At 73.5% G+C, this 24277-nt stretch carries 21 protein-coding genes and 1 pseudogene; 4 read left to right on the top strand and 18 right to left on the bottom strand.

Translation table 11 applies throughout. The features are described 5' to 3' along the window. Position 1: 1 nt before the first annotated feature. A complete protein-coding gene (locus tag ACWD3O_RS10430) occupies positions 2-2485 on the bottom strand; it encodes a tetratricopeptide repeat protein (protein ID WP_451415579.1) in 2484 nt (827 codons plus the stop codon). Positions 2486-2670: 185 nt separating this feature from the next. After that, the gene (locus ACWD3O_RS10435) at positions 2671-3252 is read right to left on the bottom strand and encodes a sugar O-acetyltransferase (protein WP_451415580.1); all 582 of its coding nucleotides are present in this window, start codon (positions 3250-3252) and stop codon (positions 2671-2673) included. Positions 3253-3350: 98 nt separating this feature from the next. On the opposite strand from ACWD3O_RS10435, the gene ACWD3O_RS10440 reads away from it, so the two are divergent. Beyond that, positions 3351-3989 (top strand): LysE family translocator, encoded by a 639-nt coding sequence (locus tag ACWD3O_RS10440; protein ID WP_451415581.1) that lies wholly within the window; start codon positions 3351-3353, stop codon positions 3987-3989. 21 nt (positions 3990-4010) lie between these two features. Here ACWD3O_RS10440 and polX read toward each other — a convergent pair whose 3' ends face one another. The 3 genes from polX to ACWD3O_RS10455 all read right to left on the bottom strand — a co-directional run bounded on the left by polX (position 4011) and on the right by ACWD3O_RS10455 (position 9975). Continuing rightward, positions 4011-5765 carry a DNA polymerase/3'-5' exonuclease PolX gene (gene polX / locus ACWD3O_RS10445; protein WP_451415582.1) on the bottom strand — a complete coding sequence of 585 codons (1755 nt, stop codon included), beginning with the start codon at positions 5763-5765 and terminating at the stop codon, positions 4011-4013. Between the two features lie 436 nt (positions 5766-6201). Then, complete coding sequence (gene ligA / locus ACWD3O_RS10450; protein WP_451415583.1) at positions 6202-8280, bottom strand: NAD-dependent DNA ligase LigA; 2079 nt, start codon at positions 8278-8280, stop codon at positions 6202-6204. 141 nt (positions 8281-8421) lie between these two features. After that, positions 8422-9975, bottom strand: a complete 1554-nt coding sequence (locus ACWD3O_RS10455; protein ID WP_451415584.1) for a DHA2 family efflux MFS transporter permease subunit — start codon at positions 9973-9975, stop codon at positions 8422-8424. A gap of 343 nt (positions 9976-10318) precedes the next feature. On the opposite strand from ACWD3O_RS10455, the gene ACWD3O_RS10460 reads away from it, so the two are divergent. Then, complete coding sequence (locus tag ACWD3O_RS10460) at positions 10319-11011, top strand: ABC transporter ATP-binding protein (protein ID WP_451415702.1); 693 nt, start codon at positions 10319-10321, stop codon at positions 11009-11011. 9 nt (positions 11012-11020) lie between these two features. Here ACWD3O_RS10460 and ACWD3O_RS10465 read toward each other — a convergent pair. The 4 genes and pseudogenes from ACWD3O_RS10465 to ACWD3O_RS10480 all read right to left on the bottom strand — a co-directional run. Continuing rightward, a pseudogene (locus ACWD3O_RS10465) lies at positions 11021-11137 on the bottom strand (DUF1203 domain-containing protein); the annotation flags it as partial. Positions 11138-11313: 176 nt separating this feature from the next. Continuing rightward, a complete protein-coding gene (locus ACWD3O_RS10470; RefSeq protein WP_451415585.1) occupies positions 11314-11646 on the bottom strand; it encodes a glyoxalase superfamily protein in 333 nt (110 codons plus the stop codon). A 76-nt stretch (positions 11647-11722) separates the two neighbouring features. Continuing rightward, entirely contained in the window at positions 11723-12394 is a 672-nt protein-coding gene (locus tag ACWD3O_RS10475) for a response regulator transcription factor (RefSeq protein ID WP_451415586.1), read from the bottom strand. Beyond that, the gene (locus ACWD3O_RS10480; RefSeq protein WP_451415587.1) at positions 12391-13569 is read right to left on the bottom strand and encodes a sensor histidine kinase; all 1179 of its coding nucleotides are present in this window, start codon (positions 13567-13569) and stop codon (positions 12391-12393) included. The genes ACWD3O_RS10475 and ACWD3O_RS10480 overlap by 4 nt, the downstream gene beginning before the upstream one ends. A gap of 136 nt (positions 13570-13705) precedes the next feature. Here ACWD3O_RS10480 and ACWD3O_RS10485 point away from each other — a divergent pair, with 136 nt between their 5' ends. After that, entirely contained in the window at positions 13706-13924 is a 219-nt protein-coding gene (locus ACWD3O_RS10485) for a hypothetical protein (RefSeq protein WP_451415588.1), read from the top strand. Positions 13925-14025: 101 nt separating this feature from the next. On the opposite strand, the gene ACWD3O_RS10490 is transcribed toward ACWD3O_RS10485, so the two are convergent. From ACWD3O_RS10490 to ACWD3O_RS10505, 4 genes are all read right to left on the bottom strand, one after another. After that, positions 14026-14970, bottom strand: a complete 945-nt coding sequence (locus tag ACWD3O_RS10490; protein WP_451415589.1) for a 3-carboxyethylcatechol 2,3-dioxygenase — start codon at positions 14968-14970, stop codon at positions 14026-14028. After that, entirely contained in the window at positions 14967-16676 is a 1710-nt protein-coding gene (gene mhpA / locus ACWD3O_RS10495) for a bifunctional 3-(3-hydroxy-phenyl)propionate/3-hydroxycinnamic acid hydroxylase MhpA (RefSeq protein WP_451415590.1), read from the bottom strand. The genes ACWD3O_RS10490 and mhpA overlap by 4 nt, the downstream gene beginning before the upstream one ends. An 11-nt stretch (positions 16677-16687) precedes the next feature. Next, entirely contained in the window at positions 16688-17551 is an 864-nt protein-coding gene (locus ACWD3O_RS10500) for an alpha/beta fold hydrolase (RefSeq protein ID WP_451415591.1), read from the bottom strand. Between the two features lie 345 nt (positions 17552-17896). Continuing rightward, on the bottom strand, positions 17897-18577 hold the full coding sequence (locus tag ACWD3O_RS10505; protein WP_451409203.1) for an IclR family transcriptional regulator: 681 nt from the start codon (positions 18575-18577) through the stop codon (positions 17897-17899). 111 nt (positions 18578-18688) lie between these two features. Here ACWD3O_RS10505 and ACWD3O_RS10510 point away from each other — a divergent pair, with 111 nt between their 5' ends. Next, positions 18689-20077 (top strand): MFS transporter, encoded by a 1389-nt coding sequence (locus ACWD3O_RS10510; RefSeq protein WP_451409202.1) that lies wholly within the window; start codon positions 18689-18691, stop codon positions 20075-20077. A gap of 90 nt (positions 20078-20167) precedes the next feature. On the opposite strand, the gene ACWD3O_RS10515 is transcribed toward ACWD3O_RS10510, so the two are convergent. The 5 genes from ACWD3O_RS10515 to ACWD3O_RS10535 form a co-directional block, all read right to left on the bottom strand. Next, positions 20168-20893: a deoxynucleoside kinase gene (locus ACWD3O_RS10515; RefSeq protein ID WP_451415592.1), complete on the bottom strand. Its 726-nt coding sequence runs from the start codon at positions 20891-20893 to the stop codon at positions 20168-20170. 286 nt (positions 20894-21179) lie between these two features. Next, positions 21180-21821: a hypothetical protein gene (locus ACWD3O_RS10520; protein WP_451415593.1), complete on the bottom strand. Its 642-nt coding sequence runs from the start codon at positions 21819-21821 to the stop codon at positions 21180-21182. A 216-nt stretch (positions 21822-22037) separates the two neighbouring features. Next, positions 22038-22712, bottom strand: a complete 675-nt coding sequence (locus ACWD3O_RS10525) for a hypothetical protein (RefSeq protein WP_451415594.1) — start codon at positions 22710-22712, stop codon at positions 22038-22040. A 182-nt stretch (positions 22713-22894) separates the two neighbouring features. Continuing rightward, entirely contained in the window at positions 22895-23566 is a 672-nt protein-coding gene (locus tag ACWD3O_RS10530) for a hypothetical protein (protein WP_451415595.1), read from the bottom strand. Positions 23567-23595: 29 nt separating this feature from the next. Continuing rightward, positions 23596-24228 (bottom strand): hypothetical protein, encoded by a 633-nt coding sequence (locus ACWD3O_RS10535; protein ID WP_451415596.1) that lies wholly within the window; start codon positions 24226-24228, stop codon positions 23596-23598. Between the last annotated feature and the right edge of the window lie 49 nt (positions 24229-24277).

Below are 24277 nucleotides of genomic sequence, written 5' to 3' on the forward strand. Positions count from 1 at the left end.
CTCACCCGGTGGTGCGCCAGGTGGCCAGGAGCCGCCGGGTCCGGGCGGTGTCCGGGTGGCCGGCCTCCAGGAGCCGTTCCTGGTCGTCGAGGAGGCTGCCGGCGAGCCGCACGGCCTCCTCGACGCGGCCGGCGGCGTGGTGCCCGGCGGCCACCTCGCACCGGGAGAGCAGCGTGTCCGGGTGGGCGGGTCCCAGGGTGCGCACGCGGTCGGCGAGGACCCGCTCGTGCAGCCGGAGCGCCTCCTCGTGCCGTCCGTCCCCGCTGTGCGAGCAGGCCAGCTCGTGGCGGGCGGCCAGGGTGTTCGGGTGGTCCGGTCCCAGGCCGCGCTCGTACCGGGCGAGGACCCGCTCCCTCAGTTCGAGCGCCTCCCGGGTCTGCCCGGACTCCTGGCGGGCGAAGGCGAGTTCGCTGCGGGGGACGGCGGTCAGCAGGTGGTCGGGGCCGACGACGCGCTCCAGCCCGGCGAGGCTCTGCTCCCCGTACCGCAGCGCCTGACGGACGTTGCCCGCCGCCCGGTGCAGGCCGCAGGCGGAGGCGAGGGCGATCAGGGTGACGGTGTCGTCGGGGCCGAGGACACGGGAGCAGTGCGCGAGGACCTGCTCGATCAGCCGGACGCCCTGCCCGGTGAGGCCCGCCGCGTGGTGCAGCAGCGCCAGGTCGTGGCGGGCGGCGAGGGTGTGCGGGTCGTCGGGGCCCAGGAGGCGTTCCTTGTCGGCCAGGACCTCCTGGCAGAGCCGGATCGCCTGCCGGGGCCTGCCGGACGTCCGGTGCGCGAGGGCGAGGGTGTGGCGGGCGGCCAGCGTGTCCGGGTGGTCGGCGCCGAACAGGGCGGTGGCCCGGTCGACGGCCTCGGTCAGGTGCCGGACGGCTTCCTCGCCCCGCTCGAGCCCGCAGCAGACGCGGCCGAGCGCGTACCGGGCGATCCAGACCTCCCGCGCGTCGGGGCCGTGCACGCGCGCCTGTTCCTCGGGGAGTCCGCGCAGCGTCTCCAGCGCCTCGGCCGGGCGGCCGGCGCTCTCGTACGCGGTGGCCAGCACGGCGCGTGCCGCCAGGACCTGGGGGTGCCGCTCCCCCAGGTGCGCGGTCGCCCGCCGCAGGTGGCTCCCGGACGCGTCGACGGCCTCGGCGGGCAGACAGTCCTCGAGCAGGCTGTGGCCGACCAGTTCGAGGCACGGGTGGGCCTCCGGCGTCCACAGGTGCGGGCCGCCGTGCGCGGCGACCGTCCGCGCGTTGGCGCGCATCGCCGCCCGGAACAGCGGGTGCCGGTCCTCGTCCCCGGCCCACACGTCCCATGCCTCGTCCAGGACGTCGGCGGCCAGGCGCACCGTCTCCGCCGACTCCTCCTCCGGGACGGTGGCACGGACCACGGCGTTCACCGCGGCCTGCGTCCGGACCTCGCGCGGCCCCGGCACGCCGTCGAGGACGACCAGGCCGTGGGCGCGGAGCAGCGACCGCGCGTCGGCGATCCGCCGGGCCACCAGCACGGGGCGGAGCTTGCGCATCAGCGCGTCGCGGCGGCCCCGGCGGGCGTGCAGCCGGTCGGAGAGGGACGTGACGGCCCACAGCTCCGACGGGTGGCCCTGGGGCGCGAGGTGGGCGGCGAAACGCACCAGCGGAAGGGCGAAGCCGGTCCGGTCCGCCCGCTCGACGGCGCGCAGGGCCAGCAGCGTGGCGGCGGCCGTCGCACGGCCCGCCTCCTCCTGCCCGGGCAGGGGGCCGGGGCCGGTGCCGCGCAGGAGGCCGAGGTACTCGCGGGCCCCGCGGCGTTCCTCGATCAGGTGGGCCGCGGCCAGGGCGAGGGCCGCCGGCCACCGGTCCAGGGCCCGCGCGAGTTCCGCGGCCGCCTCCGGCTCGTGGAGCTCGCCCGCCCCGGCCTCGGTGAGGCGGTCGCGCAGGTACGCCGTCGCCTCGTCCTCGATGAACGGTCCCAGGCGCAGCACCAGCCGGTCGTCGGCGGGTGGCGCGGTGTCCTCGCCACGGGTGGTGATCACGACCCGGCCCGCGGAGCCGTGGCCGCGGGGCAGCCAGGGAGCGACGTCCGCCGGGTCGCCGACACCGTCGAGGACGACCAGCCAGCGGCGGCGGGTCACCGACAGCCACTTCGGCAGCACCTCCGCGGCGGCCCGCGGGTCGCCGGGCGGCGCACCGGGCAGGCCGAGGAGGCGGGCCGTCTCCGCGTAGACCTCCACGACCTCCGTCAGGTCCGAGCCGTCGACCCAGACCAGGAGGTCGAGGCCCTCCTCCCACAGGTCCAGGGCGAGCGCGGCCGCGAACTGCGTCTTGCCGACGCCGGCCGGGCCGGTGACGACCAGGCAGGAACCGGCCGCCTTGCCGGCCGTCTCCCACGCGGCGGCCCGGTGCTGCGGCGCGGGCGCGAGGTCGGGCGCCTCGCCGACCACCACGGGGCCGTCCAGGCCCGGGGGGCCGGCGGGGTGCGCGTCCTCGACGTCCTGACGTCTCCGGCGGCCGAATCGTCCCACCACGCTGCTCTCTCCCCCCGGCCGCCGCTCCCCGCGGCGGCCTCGCGACCCGTGCCCGCCGACGACGCCCGCCGACGGTGCTCGGCGGGGCTCAGCGGGGCTCGGCAGTGCCTTTCAGTGCCTGACGGCGCCTGACATCGGGGAAAAGATCGCACAGGGTTCCGGCGGGGCGGCGACCGGCCCGTCCCCTAGAGCTTGCGGACCGGGCGGGCGGGGTTGCCCACGGCGACGACGTCGGCCGGGATGTCCTTGGTGACCACCGAGCCCGCCCCGACGACGGAGTTGTCGCCGATGGTCACTCCCGGACACACGATGACCCCGCCGCCGAGCCAGACGTTGTTCCCGATGGTGATCGGCAGCGCCGCCTCCAGCTTGTCGCGGCGCGGGTCGGGCTCCACGGGGTGCGTGGGGGTGAGCAGTTGGACGTTGGGGCCGATCTGGCAGTCCTCGCCGACGGTGATCCGGGCGACGTCCAGCGCGGTCAGGTTGTAGTTGACGAACGTGCGGGCGCCGATGTGGATGTTGCTGCCGTAGTCCACGTACAGCGGCGGCCGGACGTCCACCCCCTCCCCCACCGATCCGAGCAGCTCGGCCAGGAGGGGCCGGGCCTGCGCGGCGTCCTCCACGTAGGCGGCGGTGTAGCGCGCGGCCGTGCGCAGGGCGTGCTGCTGCCGGCGGCCGATCTCCGGGTCGTCGGCGATGTAGAGGTCGCCTGCGAGCATCCGCTCCAGGTTGGTCCGGGGGTCACCGGCGAAGTAGTCCTTGGTCATGGGAACTTGCTACCTCATCGCGGGCCCTGCGGGAAATCCCGTGCGGACGCCGCGGGCCGGGGTACCCGGCGCTCCCGTCGCCTCGGGAGGGAGAGCGGATGCCGGTCGACCTGCTGGGGTTCGTCGGTGTGGTGCTGATCGCCTATCTGGTGCCCGGCCCGGACTTCCTGGTCGTGGTCCGGTCGGCGACCGAGCACCCCGCGCGGGGCCGGGCGGCGGCCCTGGGGGCCCAGACCGGACTGTGCGTGCACCTGCTCGCCGCCGCGGCCGGCCTGTCGCTGGTGGCGGTGCGCCACCCGGCGGTCTTCGACGCGGTGCGGCTGCTGGGCGCGGCCTACCTCGTCCACCTGGGCGTCCGCGCGCTGCTCGCCGCCCGCCGGGGGAGCCCGTCCGGCGGACCGGAACCGGCGCGCGGCCGCGGCGGCGGCCGCGGCGGGCGTTCCGGCTTCGCGGAGGGGTTCCTCACCAACGTCCTCAATCCGAAGGCGGCGTTGTTCTTCCTCAGCGTCCTGCCGCAGTTCGTCGGCGACGGTGACGGCGACGGCTCGCCGGTCCGGCAGATCCTCCTCCTGGGCGTCCTGGACGTGGTGATCGGCGTCGTCTTCTGGTTCGCCCTGGTCGCCGTCGCGGCCCCGCTGCGCGCGCTGCTCACCCGCCCGAAGGTGCGGCACCGGTGGGAGGTGACGACCGGCTGGCTGTTCATCGCGATCGGCGTGGGCCTCGCGGTGGCCGCGTGAGCGCGGGGCGGGCGGTGCGCGTCAGTCGCGGCGGCCCTTGCGCAGGAAGCGCCGCAGCCGGGCGAGCGGCCAGGTGTTGATCACGTCGTCCGGGGTGAGCCATCCGCGCCGGGCGGTGGCGACGCCGAACCTCAGGTGGGCGAGGTCGGGCACGGAGTGGGCGTCGCTGTCGACCGCGAACCGCACGCCGTGCCGCCGGGCCCGCAGGATGTCCTCGTCGCGCAGGTCCAGGCGGTTGGGGTGGGCGTTGATCTCCATGGCGGTGCCGGTGCGCGCGCACGCGGCGAACACCTCGTCGGCGTCGAACTCGATGCCCGGCCGCTTGCCGAGGACGCGGGTGGTGGGGTGGCCGATGATGTTGACGTGCGGGTTCTCGCAGGCGCGGACGAGCCGGCGGGTGAGCTCCTCGCGGCTCTGCCCGAAGTGCGAGTGGATGGAGGCGACGCAGAGGTCGAAGCCGGCCAGGAACTCCCCCGGCCAGTCCACCTCGCCGTCGGGGTCGATGTTCAGCTCCACGCCGTGCAGCAGCCGCATGCCGCCGCCCCGGGCGGTCCGTCCGCGCCGGCCGAAGGCGCCGTCGAGGGCCCTGACCTGCTCGCGCTGGGCCAGGATCCGCTCGTCGGTCATCTGCTGCATGTACAGGTTGGGCGCGTGGTCGGTGACCGCGTAGTAGGCGTGGCCGCGCTCGGCGGCGGCGGCCACCATCTGCTCCAGCGGGGCGAGGCCGTCGGTGAGGTCGGTGTGGGTGTGCAGGTCGCCGCGGAGGTCGGACTCCTCGATCAGCGCGGGCAGCTCGCCCTCCCGCCCGGCCTCGATCTCGCCGCGGTCCTCCCGCAGCTGCGGCGCGATCCAGGGCAGGTCGAGCCGGGCGTAGACCTCCTCCTCGGTCTCCGAGACGATCAGCTCGCCGCTCTCGGCGTCGAACAGCCCGTACTCGGAGAGCTTGAGCCCCCGGTGGACGGCGGTCTCCCGGATGCGGATGTTGTGCGCCTTGGAGCCGGTGAAGTAGATCAGGGCCGCGCCCCAGGCGCCGGGCGGGACGACCCGCAGGTCGACGGCGAGGCCCCGGGTCGTGCGCACCGAGGTCTTGGACGGGCCGCGCGCGATCACCTCGGAGACGTACGGCAGCTCGGCGAAGGCCCGCATGAACGGCTCGGACTCCTCCGCCGCGACCAGGACGTCGACGTCCCCGATGGTCTCCCGGCCCCGGCGCAGCGACCCGGCGTACTCGCACCGCAGGCAGCCGTCGATCCGCGAGAGGCGGGCGACGACGTCCTCGGCGAGGTCCAGGGCCTCGTTGATCAGGACCCGGTCGCCGGAGGACTTCAGCAGGTCCACGCCGTGGAGGATGTTCTCCTCGGTCTTCGGCCCGAAGCCCTTGAGGTCGCGCAGCCGCTCGTCGTGGATGGCGTCGACGAGTTCCTCGACGGAGGAGATGCCGAGCTCCTGGTGCAGGAGGTACGCCTTCCGGGGGCCGAGCCCCGGGATGGCCGTCAGCCGCCGCACCCCGGCCGGGATCTTCGCCCGGAGCTTCTCGACGGCGGCGACGGAGCCGGTGCCGAAGTACTCGGTGACCTTCTCCGCGATCGACTTCCCGACGCCGGGGATCTCCTGGAGCCCCTTGGCGTCGAGCGTGGCGACGTCGGCGTGGTGCCCGCCGATCGCGCGGGCCGCCTTCTCGTAGACCCGCGCCTTGAAGGCGTCCCCGCCGGTGATCGCGATCAGGTCGGCGTACTCCTGGAGGAGGGCGGCCACCTCGTCGTTGGACCTGGCCATGGAGCACGAGTGTGCAGGAACGGCGGCTTCATGCACACGCGCCGCCGCCCCGACCCGTACGGGGGCTCACCGTCGCCGCGGGAGCACCTGGCGAGCGGTACGGGACCACCTGGCGGGCGCGGCGGGGACGGCGCGGGGCAGCGCCTGGTCGACGCCGCCCGGCCGGGGGCGCGGGGATGAGCCGCCGTGGCAGCCGCGGAGGAGGCGCGCCCCGCGCCGCGAAGCCGGCCGACGAGCACGGCGGCTCGCCGGGGGGGAACGCCTTGTACCAGGCGAGCGGCCCGCACGAGCCCGGACGGCGGCCAGGGCCGCCCGCACGGAGCGGCCGGGGCGCGGGGGTGGGCCGCCGGGGCGGCCGCGGGCGGCGCGGGGTGTGTTGGCCTGCTGCGCGGGGGCGGGGGCGCGGGCGGGCCGCGCGTCCCGCCGTCGCGTGAGGTCAGGCGAGGTGGTCGGCGACGAGTTCCGCGAAGTCCTCCGGGGTGAGCACCGTGACCCCCAGCTTCTGCGCCTTGGCGGCCTTGCTGCTGAGCTTGCCGCCCGCGGCGGGCGCCGCCACCAGGTACGCGGTCTCCGCGGTGACGGTGTCGCCGGCCCGCCCGCCCGCGCGCTCGATCAGGTCCTTCACCCCCGTGCGGCTGAGGTCGGCGAGCGGCCCGGTCATCTTCCCCGTGACCACCACCTTCATCGGCCGCCCGTCCTCGCCGACCAGGGGTCCCTCGCCCGCGCCCGGGTCCACCGGTTCCGTCATGGCGGCCCCGGCGGCGGCCATCTTGTCGATCACCGGGCCGAGTTCGGCGAGGGCGGCGACGATGCCGGGCGCCTTCTCCGGGCCGATGCCCTCGACCTCCCGCATCGCTTCCGCGTCCGCGGCCCGGACGGCGTCCATGGTCCGGAAGTGGGCGGCGATCCGCTGCGACAGGCGGCGCCCGGTGTTGCGGATGCCCAGCGCGCACAGCTGCCGGCTGAGCGGTCTGGCGCGGGCGGCCTCGATCTGCGCCAGGAGGCTCGCGCCCCGCTTGGCGCTCCCGGACGCCGTGGTCAGCGTCTCCCGGTCGAGGGTGTACAGGTCGGCGATGTCGGCGACGGCGCCGGAGGCGACCAGCGCGTTGACGTAGGTGGCGCCCAGGCCGTCGATGTCGAGGCAGTCGCGCTGCGCGGCGTAGCCGATCAGCGCGGGCAGCCGGCAGGCGGCTCCCTTCTCGCACCGCCACCGCTCCTGGCTCCTGTCGACGGCCCCGCCGCAGTGCGGGCACGCCTCGGGGAACGGCACCTCCACGGCGTCGGCGGGACGGAGCGTCACCACGGCGGCCTGGACGCGCGGGATGATGTCGCCGGCCTTGTACACGGTGACGGTGTCCCCGATGTGCAGGTCGCGGCGGCGTATGTCGGCCGGGTTGTGCAGCGTGGCGTACTCGACGACGCTGCCGTCGATCTCGACCGGCTCCAGCCGTGCCCTGGGGGCGAGCACCCCGGTCCGGCCCACGTTCCACTCGACGTCCAGCAGCCGCGTGGTCCGCTCGACCGCCGGCAGCTTGTAGGCGATCGCCCAGTACGGGAAGCGGGACCCGAAGCCGGCGGCCCGCTGTTCCGCGGCGTCGTCGGCCTTCACCACCACACCGTCGATCCCGAACGGCAGGCCGGGCCGCATCGCCTGGATCTCCTCGACCCGCGCCCAGGCCTCCTCCACCGTCCGCACGCGCAGCAGCGCGGCCGGGTTGTCGCGGGTGGTCCGCACCCCCGCCCGCGACAGCAGGGCCAGCACCTCGGAGTGCGGGGCACCCTCGGGCAGGAACGACCCGTCGTCGAGGGGGACGGCGCCGTACGCCCAGAACGTCATGGCCAGCCGGTAGGGCCGGTCCTTGGCGCGCAGCGTGCCCGCCGCCCCGTTGCGCGGGTTGGAGAACACCTTGGCGCCGTGCTCGGTCCGTATCGCGTTCGCCCGCTCGAACTGGGCCTGGGTGAACAGCACCTCGCCGCGCACCTCGACGGTGGCCGGGGTCTCCAGCCGCTCCGGGAGTCCCTCGACGGTGCCGATCACATGGCTGACGTCCTCGCCGAACCGGCCGTCGCCGCGGGTGACGACCTGCACCAGCCGCCCGTCCCGGTAGCGGGCGGCGACGGCCGCGCCGTCCAGCTTCGGCTCGACCGTGAAGCCGCCCTCCACCGGCCGGCCCAGGCGCCGCTGCAGGCTCTCGCCCCACGCGGCGAGCTGCTCGGCGGAGAACACGTTGTCCAGCGACAGCATCGGCACCGTGTGGGCGACGTCGCCGACCGGGGCGGCGCCCGCCGCCACCTGGTGCGTCGGGGAGTCCGCCGACGTCTCGCCGGGGTGGGCCTCCTCGTAGGCGGCTATCGCGAGCAGTTCCCGGTCGTAGGTGGCGTCGTCCATCACGCTCTCGGCGGCGGTGTCGCCGTCGCCTCCGTAGTACGCGCGGGCGGCGGCGCGCACCCGGGCGATCGCGGCCTCGTACTGGGCAGGGGTCGACAGCGCCTCGACGGCGGGAGAAGTCGTCATGCGAACACTCTTCCGCACGGGTCTGACAACGCCCAGGCCCGACGACGCACGGCTCAGCCACCACCCGGCGGACCACGGCCGAGGCCGCCGTCGGGACGCGGTCCGTCCCGACGGCGGCCTCGGCGGGGCCGGGGTACCGGCTCAGTGCAGGGCGGTCACGGGGGCGCCCGGCGCCTGGCCGTCCTTGGCGACGGTCTTCCGCCGCGGCAGGAACAGCGCCGGGACCAGGCAGGCCACGATGAGGAACAGCGCGACCATGTAGGTGCTGCCGAAGGCCTCGGCGAGCGCCGACCTGCCCTCGGCGAGCAGCGCCGGCGGCACCTGGTCCGCGGGCGTCGCGCCCTGCGCCACGGCACTGAACGCGCCGGCCGCGGGGTTGTCGAGGACGTGGTTGGTGAAGATCACCGACATGACGGCGGTGCCGATCGATCCAGCGGTCTGCTGGACGATGTTCATCATGGTGGAGCCGCGGGCGATCTGGTGGTCGGTGAGCGTGCTCAGCGCCGCGGACATGATCGGCATCATCGTCACGCCCATGCCCATGCCGAGCACGAACAGGCTGCCCAGCAGGACGACGTAGGAGGTCTCGGCCCCTACCTGGGTGAACACCGCCATGCCGGCGCTGATCACCACGATGCCGGTCACGACCAGCTTGCCCGGGCCGATCCTGTCGGTGAGGCGGCCGCCGATGGGCATGGTCAGCATCGCGCCCAGGCCCTGCGGGGCCAGCAGGAGGCCGGTGTCCAGGGTGCCCTCACCGCGGACCTGCAGGAAGTAGCTGGGGAACAGCAGCATCGACCCCATGAAGGCGACCGAGAACAGGGTCATCGTGACCACGGCGACGGTCACGTTGCGGTTCTTGAACAGGCTCAGGTCGATGAGCGCGTTCGCCTTGCGGAGCGCGTGGGCCACGAAGCCCAGCACCAGCACCAGGCCGACCAGGCCCGGCACCAGCACCTTCGCGGCGGCGACGGTGCCCTCCTCGGGGATGGTGGAGACGCCGTACAGGAACAGCGCGAGACCGGGCGACAGCAGCAGCATGCCGATGAAGTCGAACGCCTCCGAGGGCTGCGGGTTGTCCTTGGGCAGGACCTTCCAGGCGGCGATCAGGGCGATGGCGCCGACCGGCACGTTGATCAGGAAGATCCACTCCCAGCTGGCCGCCTCGATCAGCCAGCCGCCGAGGATGGGCCCGCCGATGGGGCCCAGCAGCATGGGGACGCCCAGTACCGCCATGACCCGGCCGACCCGCTCCGGACCGGCGGCGCGCGTCATGATCGTCATGCCCAGCGGCATCAGCATGCCGCCGCCGAGGCCCTGCAGCGCACGGAACGCGATCAGCGGGCCGATGTCCCAGGCGAAGCTGCAGAGCGCCGATCCGGCGACGAACAGCACGATCGAGGTCAGGTACAGGCGCCGGGTGCCGAACCGGTCCGCGGCCCAGCCGGTGATCGGGATGACCGCGGCCAGGGCCAGCGTGTAGGCGGTCATCGTCCACGCGACGGTGGCGTAGCTGGCGCCGAACTCCTGCTGCAGGGTCGGCAGCGCGACGCTGACCACGGTGACGTCGAGGATCGACATGATCGCCGCGATGACGACGACGCCGGCGATCTTGAGGACGCCACGGTCCAGTTTGTCCGCCGACTGCGGGCCGGGGGCGGCCCCGGCCGGTGGCGAGCCTGTGTCAGTGCTCATGAGAAGGGGTTCCTCGTCTCAGTTGTCATGGTGCCGGGCAGCGCGAACCCGGGCACGACCGGCACAGGTCGGTCGACCCGCGGCGCTCCGTCGCGCCCCCCACGCCGCGTCATGACTCTCCGGGCGGTTCACCGGCGATCACCGACGTCCACGTTCTCGGGTCTCGCCAACGCGAGATGGTAACAAGATTGAAGTACCAGCAAAATCGGGATTAATCAGACGGGCCACCGGAGTTGGGCGCCCGGCCGGGGGACGCGATCCCGTCCCCCGGCGTCGCTTGTCGGCCCCGTGCCCGGGTGAGAGACTTGCGCGCCGCCAGGGCGGCGGAGTCGACGGGGGCGTGATGGGCCAGGTGGGGACCGCGGCCATGCTGCGGGTGACGGACGTGCACAAGTCGTACGGGCGGGGGGTGGCCGCCGTGCACGCGCTGCGCGGCGTCTCCTTCGAGGTGCCCCGGGGTGAACTCGTCGCGCTCAAGGGGCGGTCGGGGTCGGGGAAGACGACGCTGCTGAACATCGTCGGCGGGCTCGACGAGCCCGACCGCGGGCACGTGAGCGTCGACGGGCTGGTCCTGGCGGAGCAGGACGAGGCCGCGCTCCTGGCCCTGCGCCGGGAACGCATCGGCTTCGTCTTCCAGTCGTTCGGCCTCATCCCCGTCCTCACCGCCGCCGAGAACGTGGGCGTGCCGCTGCGGCTGCGCCGGGCGGACCCGCGCGAGCGGCGCGAACGGGTCGAACTGCTGCTGTCCCTGGTGGGGTTGGCGGACCACGCGGCGCAGCGGCCCGGCGAGCTGTCGGGCGGGCAGCGCCAGCGGGTCGCCATCGCCCGCGCGCTGGCCAACAGTCCCTCGATCCTGATGGCCGACGAGCCCACCGGCCAGCTCGACGCGGAGACCGGGCACTCGGTGATGGAGCTGCTGCGCGCGGTCGTCCGCAGCGAGCGGATCACCGCGTTGGTCGCCACCCACGACACGACCCTGCTGGACCTGGCCGACCGGGTGCTGGAGCTGAAGGACGGCGCCGTCTCCGAGGTGTAGCCGCCCGGTTCAGGCGGCGGGCGCGGCGGCCGGCTCCCCCGCGGAGGGCCGTCGCACCTCGAAGTGGAAGCATCCGTACTCCAGCGCCCGGACGTGCACGAGCGCCACCGCCGGGTCGGCGAACGCGGACGGGCGCGGGTCACCCCGCCCCGGCCACCGCAGGAGGGCACTGTACATGCCACGACATCACCACCGCGCCCCTCCGGTACCGGCCACCTGCGGCGCGCCCCGCATCCACCGCCTCCGGTGAGTCGTCGGCGACGGCAAAGCCGGGACCACGCCCCCAGTTCCGCGTCGCGGCGTCACTCCGTCGGCGTGCCGATCCGCAGGCGGTTGCCGTCGGGGTCGCGGAGTTCGATCTCTCGTGCCCAGGGCGCGTCGGTGACCTCCACCCCGAACGCGGCGGCGACGGCGTCGACGTCCCGGACGCGGAGATAGACCAGCGTGTCGGGGCGCGCGTCGCCGTGGTGCTCCGAGAGGAACAGCCGGACCTCGCCGCGGGCGACCTCGACGAACGCGGGCAGTCCCGGCTCGAAGCGGTGCTCCCACTGCCGGGTGAACCCCAGCCGCTCGTACCACGTGACCGCCGCCGCGGCGTCCTCGACCCGGAGCACGGGGATGGCTTCCTCGTTCATGGCGTCATCCTCGCACCGCCGTGCCGGCTCGCCCCCCTGCCTCCTCGTCCCCTGCCTCCTCGCCTCCGTGCGGACGTCACTCCCCGCCGGCGCCCGCGTCGTGGACGAGCAGGGCGATCTGCACGCGGTTGTTGAGCTCCAGCTTCGCGAGGACGCGGGAGACGTGGGTCTTCACCGTCGGCAGCGCCATGTGCAGTTCGGCCGCGATCTCCCCGTTGCTGCGGCCCCGGCCGACCGCGAGGGCGACCTCGCGCTCGCGGTCGGCCAGCAGGGCGAGGCGCCGCCGGGCCCGGACCGCGCGGGCGTCGCGGTCACTCGCCCCGTCGGTGACCTGGGCGATCAGCCGCCGGGTCACGGCCGGCGACAGCACCGGCTCACCCGCGGCCACCTTCCGGACCGCCGCGACGATGCCCTGCGGCGGCGTGTCCTTCAGCACGTACCCGGCGGCGCCCGCGCGCAGGGCGCGCAGGACCAGTTCGTCCGCCTGGAAGGTGGTGAGCACGAGGACCTCGGGCGGCCGGGGGCCGCCGCGCAGCGCCGCGGTGGCGGTCAGGCCGTCCACCCCCGGCATGCGGATGTCCATCAGGACGACGTCGGGACGGTGCCGTGCCGCCTGGGCCGACGCCTCCGCCCCGTCGGCGGCCTCCGCGACGACCTCCAGGTCGGGAGCGCCGCCCAGCATCAGGCGGAGCGCGGACCGCACCAGCGGATCGTCGTCGACCAGCAGGACCCGGACGGCGCCGCTCATGCCGCTGCTCCCTCCGCCTCGGCGCGCCCGTCCGTCCCCGGCCACGGCAGGTCCGCCCGCACCGTGAAGCGGCCGTCGCGCACGCCGTGGTCCAGCCGGCCGCCGGCCAGTGCGACCCGTTCCGCCATGCCGATCAGTCCCTGCCCGGCGCCGGGGACGGGCGTGGCGACGCGGGCGCCGACCGCCGCCGGGTTCCTGGTCCTCACCGGGTTGGCCACCTCGACGACGAGACCGGCGCCCGGGCGGCCCGTGACGGTGACGGTCACCTCGGCGCCACCCGCGTGCTTGCGCGCGTTGGTCACCGCCTCCTGCACCACCCGGGCGGCGGTGCGGCCGACGGTGGCGGGCAGCGTCTCCACGGCGGCGGCGTCGAGACGGTAGGTGACGCGCATGCCGGCGGCGCGGGACTCGTCCAGCAGCCGGTCGACCGCGGCGAGACCCGGCTGCGGGCCCCGCGCGTCCTCCGTCCGCGCGCCGCCGGAGCCGCGCAGGACGCCGATCACCTCGCGCAGGTCCTCCAGCGCCTGGTGCGCGCTGTCGCGGATCACCCCGGCGGCGCGGCGGAGGTCCTCCGGCGAGACCCCCGGGTTGTACTCCAGCGCCCCGGCCTGGACGCTCAGCAGGGACAGCCGGTGGGCGAGGACGTCGTGCATCTCCCGGGCCATCTCCTCCCGCACCTCCCGCCGGGCGTCGTCCGCCGCGCGCACGGCCCGTTCCGCGAGGGAAGCGATCAGTGCCCGCCGCGAGCGGATGTACAGCCCCCAGCCGAGCGCGCAGGCCACCAGGGTGAAGTAGGTGAGGGCCGAGCCGACGACCTCCTCGCCGCGGTCCAGGTCCCGCAGCAGGAAGACCGTGAACTGCACCAGCGTGAAGCCGCCCAGCCAGGCCGTGACCCGGCGCGGACGATGCACGGCGACGGTGAACAGGGCCACCAGGATCGCCCCGGTGAGGAAGTGGAACCGGGTGCCGGCGAGCATCAGCAGCACCGCCAGCGGCACCGGCCACCGCCGCCGCAGGAAGACCGCGGCGCAGCCGACCGCCCCCGCCACCTGTTCGGCCACCGGCACACCGGCGGACACGTCGCCCCGGTAGGCGGCGTCGGCCGTGACGACGGAGAAGACCACGGCGAACAGGAAGCAGGCGATGTCCACGGACAGGTCGCGGCGGGTACGCATGGCATCGAATGTACGGGCGACCCGGCCGGTCGGAGCGACGCCCGTCCCCGGACCGATACTTTCGGACGACATCGCGGCCCGCGTCCGATACCGACGCCCGACGCCCCCGCCCGGCCCGCGCTCCGAGACTGGGGCCATGAAGGGTTTCCTCGGTTTCCTCAGCTTCGTGCTAGTCGCCGGCGGCGTGCAGGGGCTCGTCCACGAGTTCTTCGGCACCTGGATCCCGGTGATGGGGTTCATGCGGTACGTCTACGTCGACGGCTACGAGATCTACATCGGCATCGCCCTGCTGGCCCTGGGCGCGGCCGTGGCGGTGGCGGCGGGCAGGGCGGGCGAGGCCGGACGCAGGGGGTAGGCCGACCGGCCGGAACGGCGCCGGGGCACACGCGGCCGCCCCCGCCGGTCGGTGGCGGAGGCGGCGCGCGGCGTGCGGCGTGCGGTCAGGCGGTCACGCCGTCACACGGTCACGCTTTTCGCGGTCATGATCCCGAACCCGGCGATGTACTCCCGGATCGGCTTGTAGAACCGCGTGCCGACCTCGTACCGCCCCGCGGCGCCGAGCGCGCCGAAGGCGGCCACCCAGGTGCGGACCTCGTGGGCGGAGTTGCCGGCCGCCTCGGCCATGCCGGCCGGCGTCATGGCGTCGACGGGGGTGAGGTCGCCCGAGGCCAGGGTGTCCATCAGGGCCCGGTCCCAGGCGGGGTTGAGGTCGCGGATGGCGGCGGTGCCCGCCGCGAAGGCCCGGCCGGTGTCGATGACCCGCTGCTGGCGGGCGTCGCGCGCCGCGGCGGTGGGGTGGCGGCCGTCGAGCAGCAGGGCGCGCGCCTGTTCGTCCGCCGTGGCCCACTGCGGCACCGGCGGGTCGTGGGAGAGTCCGCCGGAGCCGATCACCAGGACCCGCTCGTCGAGCGTGGTCAGGAACGAGCCGACCGCCTCCCCCAGCAGCCGCACCCGGCGCATCGAGGTGAACGGCTTCGCGACGCCGTTGACGAAGACGGGGATCGTCGGCACCGTGGCGATGCCCCCGAAGAGGATCTCCAGCGGCTGGATCGCCCCGTGGTCCAGCTCCGTCCGGCGCGAGATCGCCACGTCGAGGTCACGGTCGAGCACGTGCTGCGCCAGCCGCTCGGCCAGTTCCGTGGGGACGTCGAGCGGTCCCTCGGCGGTGCCGTAGTCGCCCACGCCGAGGGCCTCGTAGCCGATGCAGAACGGCGGCATCAGGTCGTAGAAGAACCCGTTGTAGTGGTCCGGCGCGAAGGCGACCACCAGGGTGGGGTCGTACTCCCGGACGAAGGCCCGGGCCCGCTCGAAGGCGGCGTCGACCTCGGCCTTCACCTCCGCCGGCGGATCGTTGAACTCCAGCAGCGGCGAGTGGGACATGGTGACGAGGGCGAGGCTCACGAGGGAACTCCTTCGGCGAGGGCGCCGGCACGGCGGAGCGCGGCGAGGGCCGTGGACGTCTGCTGGCTGAGGCAGGCGGCGGCGACGAAGCGGTCGGGGCGCAGGACGACGGTGCCGCAGGCGCGCACGTCGAACCACCGCTTGAGCGCGCCGGACGGGTCGCCGACCACCGTGACCGGCTCCGGCGAGCCGGCGAACCGCTTCTCGGCCCACTCCCGCTGGGTCTCCGGCACGAACGACACGAGCCGGATCCGGTGCCGCCTGACGAACGCCAGGTCGGCGGGGGTCAGATGGGCGGTGGGGTTGCCGCCCCAGGACGCCAGGGTCCACCAGTCGCCGGTGACCTCGTCCAGCAGGACGTTCTCGGCGTCGGCGGTGGTGACGCGCGGCTGGACGAACTGCAGGCCGACCGGCGAGACGGAGCCGGGCGAGTCGACGAACGGGAGGAGCTTGCCCTTCTTGAAGCCGGCGTCCGCCGTACCGGGCCGCAGCGTCACCTGGTCGACGACGACGCCCTCGGCGTACCGGGGCATCGGCTTGAACCGCAGCTCGCTGAAGTAGGACTTCCACGTCGGCACCAGGTTGAGCGCGGTGGCCGCCCGGTCGCGGACCCAGCCGCCGAGGGGGCGCATCTTCATGACCGTCCCGGCGGTCATGTTGACGTCGATCATGTCGGCCGCGTGCTTGCGGCGCTCGGTGGTGTACGTGTCGAGCAGGGCGTCGCCCGCGTCGCCGCCGAGCACGGCGGTGAGCTTCCAGGCGAGGTTGGTGGCGTCGCGGATGCCGGAGTTCCAGCCCTGGCCGAGCCACACCGGCATCAGGTGCGCCGCGTCCCCGGCCAGGAACACCCTGCCCTTGCGGAAGCTGGAGGCGACCCGGCCGTGGTGGGTGAAGGTGCGCTGGTTGATGATCTTCAGCGCGGAGGGGTCCGGCACGTGGCGGCGCAGCAGGCCGTCCATGAAGGAGCGGTCCTCGACCAGGTCCGTGGGCTCGTCGTCGTGGAGCATGAACTCCCAGCGGCGGATCCCCTGCGGCAGGCCGATGGAGACGTACGGGCGGCGGGGGTCCGCGCCCAGGTAGACCGACGGGGTGCCGATCGGGTCGTCGGCGACGTCCACGACGACCCAGCGGGTGGAGGGCGACCTGCCCTCGAACTCCACGCCCATCCACTTGCGGGTGAAGGAGCTGCCGCCCTCGCAGCCGACGGCGTACCGGCCCGTGACGGTGACGGTCTCCCGCACGGCGCCGTCGGCGTCGAGGCGCTCGGCGGTGACGACGACGTGGTCACCGCGGTCCTCCAGGCCGGTGACCCGGTGGCCGAAGCGCAGTTCGTGCTCCGGGAAGCGCCCGACCCCGGCCGCCAGCTCCTGGTCGACGAGCGGCTGGATGAACCCGTGCTTGCGCGGGTGACCGAACTCCTCGGTGGTGGGGTCGTTGGTGGCGAGCACCTGACCGGTGCCGTTGACGAGCCGCACCACGTGGTGGGGCACGGTGAAGGGCTTGACCCGCTCCCACAGCCCCGCGGTGGCGAGGGTGCGGATCGCTTCGTCGTCGAGGCCGACGCCGCGCGGGTAGTCGATCAGCTCCTGGCGTGCCTCCAGGACGATGGCGCGGTGGCCGCGCACGCCGATGAGGTTGGCGAGGGTGAGCCCGACGGGTCCGGCTCCGATGACGACGACGTCGGTGTCGAGAGTGGGGGTGGACATGTGCGGCGGCCTCAGTTGTGCGAGAGGAAGTCCACGACGAGACGGTTGAACTCGTCGGCGTGCTCGATCATGGCCCAGTGCCCGCAGCGGTTGAGGAGCACCAGACGGGAGTCGGCGATGTTGGCGGTCAGCCACAGGCTGACCTCGAAGTGCAGGACCCGGTCGTCCTTGCCGTGGATCAGCAGCGTGGGCGCCTGGATGTCCGGGATCAGGTCGCGGTCGACCCGGCGGGGGATCGGCGCGCCGTGGGCGAGGCCCTCGAGGTAGTTGGTCAGGTGCTCGGGGCGGGCCAGGGCGGCCTCCGAGCGGGCCCGGGTGAGCTCCGGGGTGGCGAACCGCGCCTTGTCGAAGGTCATGATCTCGACCAGGGCCTTCATGTTCTCCGGGCTGGGGTCGCGGTAGGCCCGCGCGATCACCTTCAGGCCCTCGCTGGGGCCGTCGCCCGCGGAGAACAGGTTCTTCACCGGGCCGCGGCCGAGCGAGGCGCCCATGGTGACCAGGTGGCTGAGGCGCTCGGGGTGCAGCGTGGCGAACCGGACGGCCGTGTGGGCGCCCATCGAGTTGCCGATCAGCGCCGCCTTCCCGATGCCGAGGGCGTCGAGGAACGCGATCAGGTCGGCGTCGTGGTCCATGTCGACGGTCCGCACCGCGTCCGAGTCGCCCCACCCCGGCATGTCGGGGGCGAGGACGCGGAATCCGCCGCGCGCGACGGCCTCCAGGTTGCCGGAGAAGTTGGACCAGCCGGTCGCCCCCGGCCCGGAGCCGTGCAGCATCACGACCGGCGGCGCCGAGGCGTCACCGGCTTCGTAGTAGCGCAGGTGGGTGCCCGACGGGAGCGTGATGTCGCGGGCCGCGGATTCCTTGGTGAGAGTCACAACGCCTATCTCCTGTGCTGAATGTGCACGCCCTCAGGCGTTATATGCACGCCTTGCTGCACGCCATGGCACCACCATCGACCGCGGAAGTCAATACCGACCGGTACGAAGCCGAGCCGCCCGCCACCGCCGCCCGACCGGGCGCGGAACCCGCACCGATCCGCCGGGGGGCGAGGACAGCGCGGGGCGCGCGACGGGGCCCACGCGGCTGCGGACTCACGACGGAGCCCACGCGGCCGCGGACGACGGCTCCACCGGACGCCGCATTGCCGAGGGGCGACCCCGGACAACCGGACGGCCACTCACCGGGGCGGAGACGGAACGCCGAACGCGCCGCCGGGTGGGTCAGGTGAGGCGCTGGGACAGGCGGGCCGCGGCGGCGATCAGCGCGGCGGGGGCCTTCTCGGCGACCTCGGCGCGGTAGGTGATGACGTTCAGGCAGGCCGGCGGCAGCCCCGGCGCCCCGATCGGCACGGCCACCCCGTGGGCGCCGGGCTCCACCTCACCGAAGGTCGCGGCGAAACCCCGCTCCCGCGCCCGGACCACGGCCTCCGCGTCCCCGGGGGCCGGAGGACGGGCCGCCATGAGCGCCACGCCCGCGGAACCCCGGCCGAGCGGGTGCCGGCTGCCGGTGCGGAAGGACAGCACCCAGCTCGCCGCCGGCGGCTCCATCACCAGGAGCGCCACCGCGTCGGCCCCCTCGGTGACCAGCAGCGAGATCGTGGCCCCCAACTCGTCCGCGAGCTCCCGCATCACCGGCTCGGCCTCGGCCCGCAGCGTGGCGTGGATGCCGCCGGCCAGCGCGGCCAGGCCGACACCCGCGCGGTAGCGGCCGTCACCGCCCCGGACGGCGAGACGGAAGTCGGCCAGGGTGCTCAGCAGACGCGAGGCGATCGAGCGGTGCACGTCGAGCTGGTCCGCGACTTCCTGCACCGTGAGTCCGTCACGGGCTGCGGTCACCAACTCGAGCGCGCGGAGGCCCCGAGCGAGGGTCTGGGCGCCGGCGGCGCGGGAGGTCTCAGCCATGCCCTGAGCCTAAGGGCAGCACGGACAACCCTTGACAGCTCACCCTCCACCGTCCAGCCTTCTCTAAATGCACGAGGAAGTGCGCTATTTGCATGCAGGGTGGAGAGCCAGATGGACCTGAGAGACGCGATCCGGAACAACCCGATGACCCGCTTCCAATGGGTGGTCGTGGCGCTCTGCATCCTCCTCACGATGATCGACGGGTACGAGATCCTCATCACCTCGTACACGCTGCCCGCCCTGACCGACCACTGGGCGCTGAGCAAGGGGCAGCAGGGCCTCGTCGCCTCCCTCGGCACGCTGGGCATGGGCGTCGGCGCGACCCTGCTGAGCCCGGTCGCCGACCGGATCGGCCGCCGCCGCCACATCCTCGGCTCGCTCGCGCTGATCGTGCCGGGCATGGTCCTCAGCGGTCTGGCCACGTCCTTCGAGATGTTCCTGGCCTTCCGGTTCTTCGCCGGGCTGTTCCTCGGGGCGATCGTGCCGAGCATCAGCGTGCTCTGCGCCGAGTACTCCAGCCGGCACCGCCGCGGCGTGGTGATGGGCGTCTACGGCATCGGCCTGCCGCTCGGCGCGGCCATCGGCGGCTTCCTCTCCGTGTGGCTGATCGACGCCTTCGGCTGGCGCGGCCCGTACTTCTTCGCCGCGATCGTCACCGCCCTGCTCCTGGTGCTGGCGGCCGTCACGCTGCCGGAGTCGGTCGGCCACCTGGTCGAGAAGCGCCCGGCCCACGCGCTGCGGGACTACAACCGCATCGCCGCCCGGCTCGGCGTCCCGGCCGCCGCCGCGCTCCCCGCCCCCACCGGGGCCGCCGGGAAGGTGACGTTCGCGAGCGGCATGTGGCAGGGCGTGATGCTGCCCCGCACGCTCCTGCTGTGGACGTCCTACGCGCTGGTGATCGGCGCGTTCTACTTCGCCAACGGCCTCACCGCGAAGCTGGTCACCCAGACCACCGGGGACCCGGACTTCGGCATCCGCGCCCAGGCGCTGGTCGCGGCCGGCGGTGTCGTCGGCGCGCTGCTCTTCGCCGCCGTCTCCCGCAAGATCCACCCGCGCCTGGTGACGGCCCTGATCGGCGTCGTCGGCTTCGTGGTCTTCTTCGTCTTCGCCGCCTACTTCGACGACCGGACCGCGGTCCTGGTCCTCGCGGTCCTGATCGGCCTGGCGGTCAACGGCGGCGTCGCCGCGTACTACGCGATCAGTCCCTCGATCTACTCGATCGCGATCCGCACCGCCGCGGTCGGCCTGATGATGGGCGTGGGCCGGATCGTCGCCTTCTTCGCCCCCAACATCGCGACCTTCCTCGAGGACCGCGGCTTCACGCCCGAGGGGCTCTACCGCCTCTACGGCGTGGTGATGGTCCTCTCCGCCGTCACCGTCACGGCCCTCCACCTCACCTACCGGGGCCGGCACCGCGAGGACGCGATGGACGCCGAGGACGCCTCCGCCGCGGAACCCCCGGCGGCCGGGACCGACCGGACCCCCACGGCCGTCGGCTGACGTCCGGGGCGGCGCGGGGCCGTGTCCGGATACGACCGTGCGGTCCGCCCTCCTGGCGGACCGCACGGTCGTCCCGTACCGCGGTGCGGGTCAGCTCGCGGCGACGCCCGACGGCACCGCCGTGGCGCCCGACGGCACCGGCGCCACGCCGCCGGCCGCCCGGGCCCTGACCTCCGTCAGCGCCGCCTCGACCTCCCGCAGCACGCGGGCCGCGTCCTCCGGGTTGTTCACCACGTCCGTGCGGTCCATGTCGATGACGAAGACCTCGCTGGCCGAGTAGTGCCGCTGCACCCAGTCGTCGTAGCCGGACCACAGCGTCCGGTAGTACTCCACCAGGCTCTCGTCCTGCTCGAAGTCGCGGCCGCGCATCCCGATCCGGCGCAGCACGGTGTCGAAGTCCGCCCGGAGGTAGACCATGAGGTCGGGCGCCTTGCGGTACGGCAGGCCGTCGATCTCGCGCATCATCTCGTCCAGCAGACCCTCGTACACCTGCATCTCGAGCGAGCTGATCCGGCCCAGGTCGTGGTTGACCTTGGCGAAGTACCAGTCCTCGTAGATGGAACGGTCCAGGACGTTGTCGTCCTGCCGGTAGGCCTCCTTGATCGAGGCGAAGCGGGTCTGCAGGAAGTAGAGCTGGAGGAGGAAGGGGTAGCGCTTGGCCTGGATCTCCTCGGGGCTCGCCGTGTAGAAGAGCGGGAGGATCGGGTTGTCGGCCACGCTCTCGTAGAAGACCTGGCTCCCGAGCCCCTTGGCGAGCAGCTCGGCCACGCTCGTCTTGCCGGTCCCGATCATGCCTCCGACGCAGATCACTGGCATACCTCACTTCTCCCCTGGGGATTACCGTTCGCGGATGGTGGGCCGGGCCACTCGAATCCCCGAGATGTCCATGATCGGCGTCATGTCGCCCCCGCCCGAACGGGTCCCGACGTGAGCCGCGCCTACCGGCGGGCCGGACCGGCCGTTCCGCAGTTGCCGCCCTCGAACGACCCGCCGCCGCCCCTGCGGCCGCCCTGAATAATAAATGAGGAATCCCGACCCGCCTGCCAGGCCGACGCCACGCTTCCGGCCCGGCCCGTCACCACCGCGGCGGCCCCGTCCGGTGCTACGCGCGCTCCAGCACGGCCTCCTCCGGGAGCCCGCCGTTCTCCTCGCAGCCCAGTTCCTTCGCCATGGCCAGCGAGAAGGAGTGCGCCACGGTCGCGTACGCGTCCCGCAGCGCCTCGACATTGTCCTCGGGTTCGCTCACCGTACGATGCTCCGCGCTGATCATCAGGTGGGCCGCTGTCGACGAGCCGGCCAACTTGTCGCTTCGACACTCGAACAGGACATATGCCTCGTTCGCCGCCGCCCCGGTCTCCTCGCCCATCTTCAACAGGGTGAACTTCTGAGCGGGTTTTCCCTTCGGCAGGCCGTCGAGCCACGTCCAGGTGATTCTGAGCTCGAAGTCGCTCGTACCGAGAGGCGTGTAGACACGGCAAGCGTCCCCCTCCCACACGTCAGGGGTCCCGAAAGCGTCGACCAGGTCCGCCGCGGCCCGCTCGACGGTGTACCTCTCCCCCGACGCCTCGAACCGCGACTCCCCCGTGATCACCTTCAGTGCACGGGACGCGTCGGCGGATATCGCATTGCCCCCGCACAGTTCCGTTCCCGCGACGACCTTGTAGTCCTTCGGGGTCTTCTGACCCCCCTCCGGCTCCCCGTCCCCACCGCAGCCCGCGGCACCGAGAAGCAACGAACCTGCCACGGCCGCGGCGAAGAGTCCCCGACGTGCCGACCTACCACTGCGCACTGTCCACATCCTTCACGTATGTGTCCTCGGTCTGCCGGCGACTCAGCCGGCCTCCGGGTCACTGCCCTGCTGGATCTCCCGGTCGCCGTGCTGCAGCACCTCATGCGTATGCCGGCGACAAGGCGGCACTCCCTCCGCAGAGTCAGGGCCACTCCCCAGCCAGGTCCGTGACTACGCAGGCTCCAGCACGGGCTCGGTGGGCAACCCGCCGTCCTTCTCGCAGCCCAGTTCCTTCGCCATGGCCAGCGAGACGGAGTGCGCCACGGTCGCATAGGCCTCCCTCAACGCCTCGCTGTCATCCTCTGGTTCCCTCGACGTCCGGTGCTCCACGTCGATCACGATGTGGGCCTCGGCCGCCGCGTCGACGAACCTGTCGCTCTGACACGCGAACTGGACGTACGCCTTGTTGGCCGCTGCCCCGGCCCTCTCCCCCATCGGCAGTTGCGTGAACTTTCGGGCGGGGGTGCCCGTCGGAGGGCCGTCGACCAGACTCCAGGTGATCCTCAGCTCGAAGCCCGGCGCATCGGGCGTGTAGACGCGACAGATGTCCTCGTCCCACTCGGTGGACGGCCACGCCTCGGCAAGGATGGCTGCTGCCTGTTCGACGGAGTACTCCTCGGCCGACGCCTCGAACCGCGACGTCCCCGTGATCACCTTCAGCGCCGTGGACGCCTCGGCCGACAGGGCGTTGCCACCGCAGAGATCCGTCCCCGCCACGGGCTCGTAGACCGGGGCATCGTCCTCGTCGTCACCTCCACAACCTGTGACCCCGAGAAACAGGAAGCCGGCCACCACCGCGGCAAGGAGCCGTCCGCGCACCGGTCCACGACTGAGCACTCTTCGCATCCTCACGTTCCCTCGACCAGCACCGGCCTCGGCCGGGCTCCCGGGCGTTGCCCGGCCGCTCCCCCGGGTCGCCGCTTCCCTCCTCCTGCCGCACGTCCTCGTTCGTGCGCCGGCGACGCGGCGGCCCTCCCTCCGAAGAGGCAGGGCCGCCTGGGCAAGCCGCCTGCCAGCCTGGTGCGTGACTACGCGGGTTCCAGAACGGGCTGTGCGGGCAGACCGCCGTTCTTCTCGCAGCCCAGTTCCTTCGCCATGGCCAGCGAGAAGGAGTGCGCCACGGTCGCGTACGCGTTCCGCAGCGCCTCGGCGTCACCCTCGACCGGCTTCGGCATGCCCCAGCGCTCCACACCGATGCGGACGTGCGCCGGCTTCGTCGCGCCGGGGAACCTGTCGCTCCGGCACGCGAACACCATCGAGGCACTCTTCTCCCCGGCCAGGGTCTCCTCCCCCATCCTCAGCCGGACGAGGTCCGAGGCCGTGCTCCCGGTGGGGGCGCCACCTTCGAGTCCCCACGTGACGCGGAGCTCGAACTCCGGCGAGCCGGCGGCCGTGTAGACGCGGCAGATGTCGTCACGCCCGCCGGTGGGGTACGGCCATGCCTCGACGAGGCCCTTGGCGGCGTGGGCGACGGTGGACGTCTCCGCCGTCGTCCCGAACCGCGACGCCCCTGTGATCACCTTCAGTGCCTTGGACGCCTCGGTGGACACGGCGTCGCCGCCGCAGAGCTCCGTCCCCGCCAGGTCCTCGGCGGCGGCCTCCCCGCCCCCGCTCCCGCCACAACCGGTGGCCGCGAGAAGCAGCGAGGCGACGGCCGCCATGGCGAGGAACCCGGCCCGTGCCGACCTGCGACCGACCATGGTCCGCGTCCTTGTCCGTCGTTCAGCGATCACGCGCGGTCCAGCACCGCCTTCTCGGGAAGCCCGCCGTTCTTCTCGCAGCCCAGTTCCTTGGCCATGGCCAGCGAGTAGGAGTGCGCCACGGTCGCGTAGGCGTCCTTCAGCGCATCGACGTCGTCGCCATCGACCGGCTTCGGCATGCCCCAGCGCCTCACGTGGATTTCGACGTTGGCCGCTTGCGTCTGGTTGGGGAACCTTTCACTCCTGCAGGAGAACCGGACGAACGCGCTCTCCGGCTTCGCCCCGGCCAACGTCCCCATCTTCAGCACGGTGAAGTCCGGGCCCAGGTCGTCCGTCGTGGGGTACTCCACCAGACTCCACCTGATGCGGAGTTCGACGTCCGACGTGCCGAGGGGTGTGTAGACACGGCAGGCGTCCTCCCGCGAGGTGGGGTACGGCCATGCCTTGACGAGGCTCGCCGCGGCCTGCTCGACGGTGTATCTCTCCCCCGACGCCTCGAACCGCGGCTCCCCCGTGATCACCTCCAGTGCACGGGACGCGTCGGCGGATATCGCATTGCCCCCGCACAGTTCCGTCCCCGCGACGACCTTGTAGTCCTTCGGAGTCTTCTGGCCCCCCTCCGGCTCCCCGTCCCCACCGCAGCCCGCGGCACCGAGAAGCAACGAACCTGCCACGGCCGCGGCGAAGAGTCCCCGACGTGCCGACCTACCA

The organism is Streptomyces sp. NPDC002640 (genome assembly GCF_053592575.1).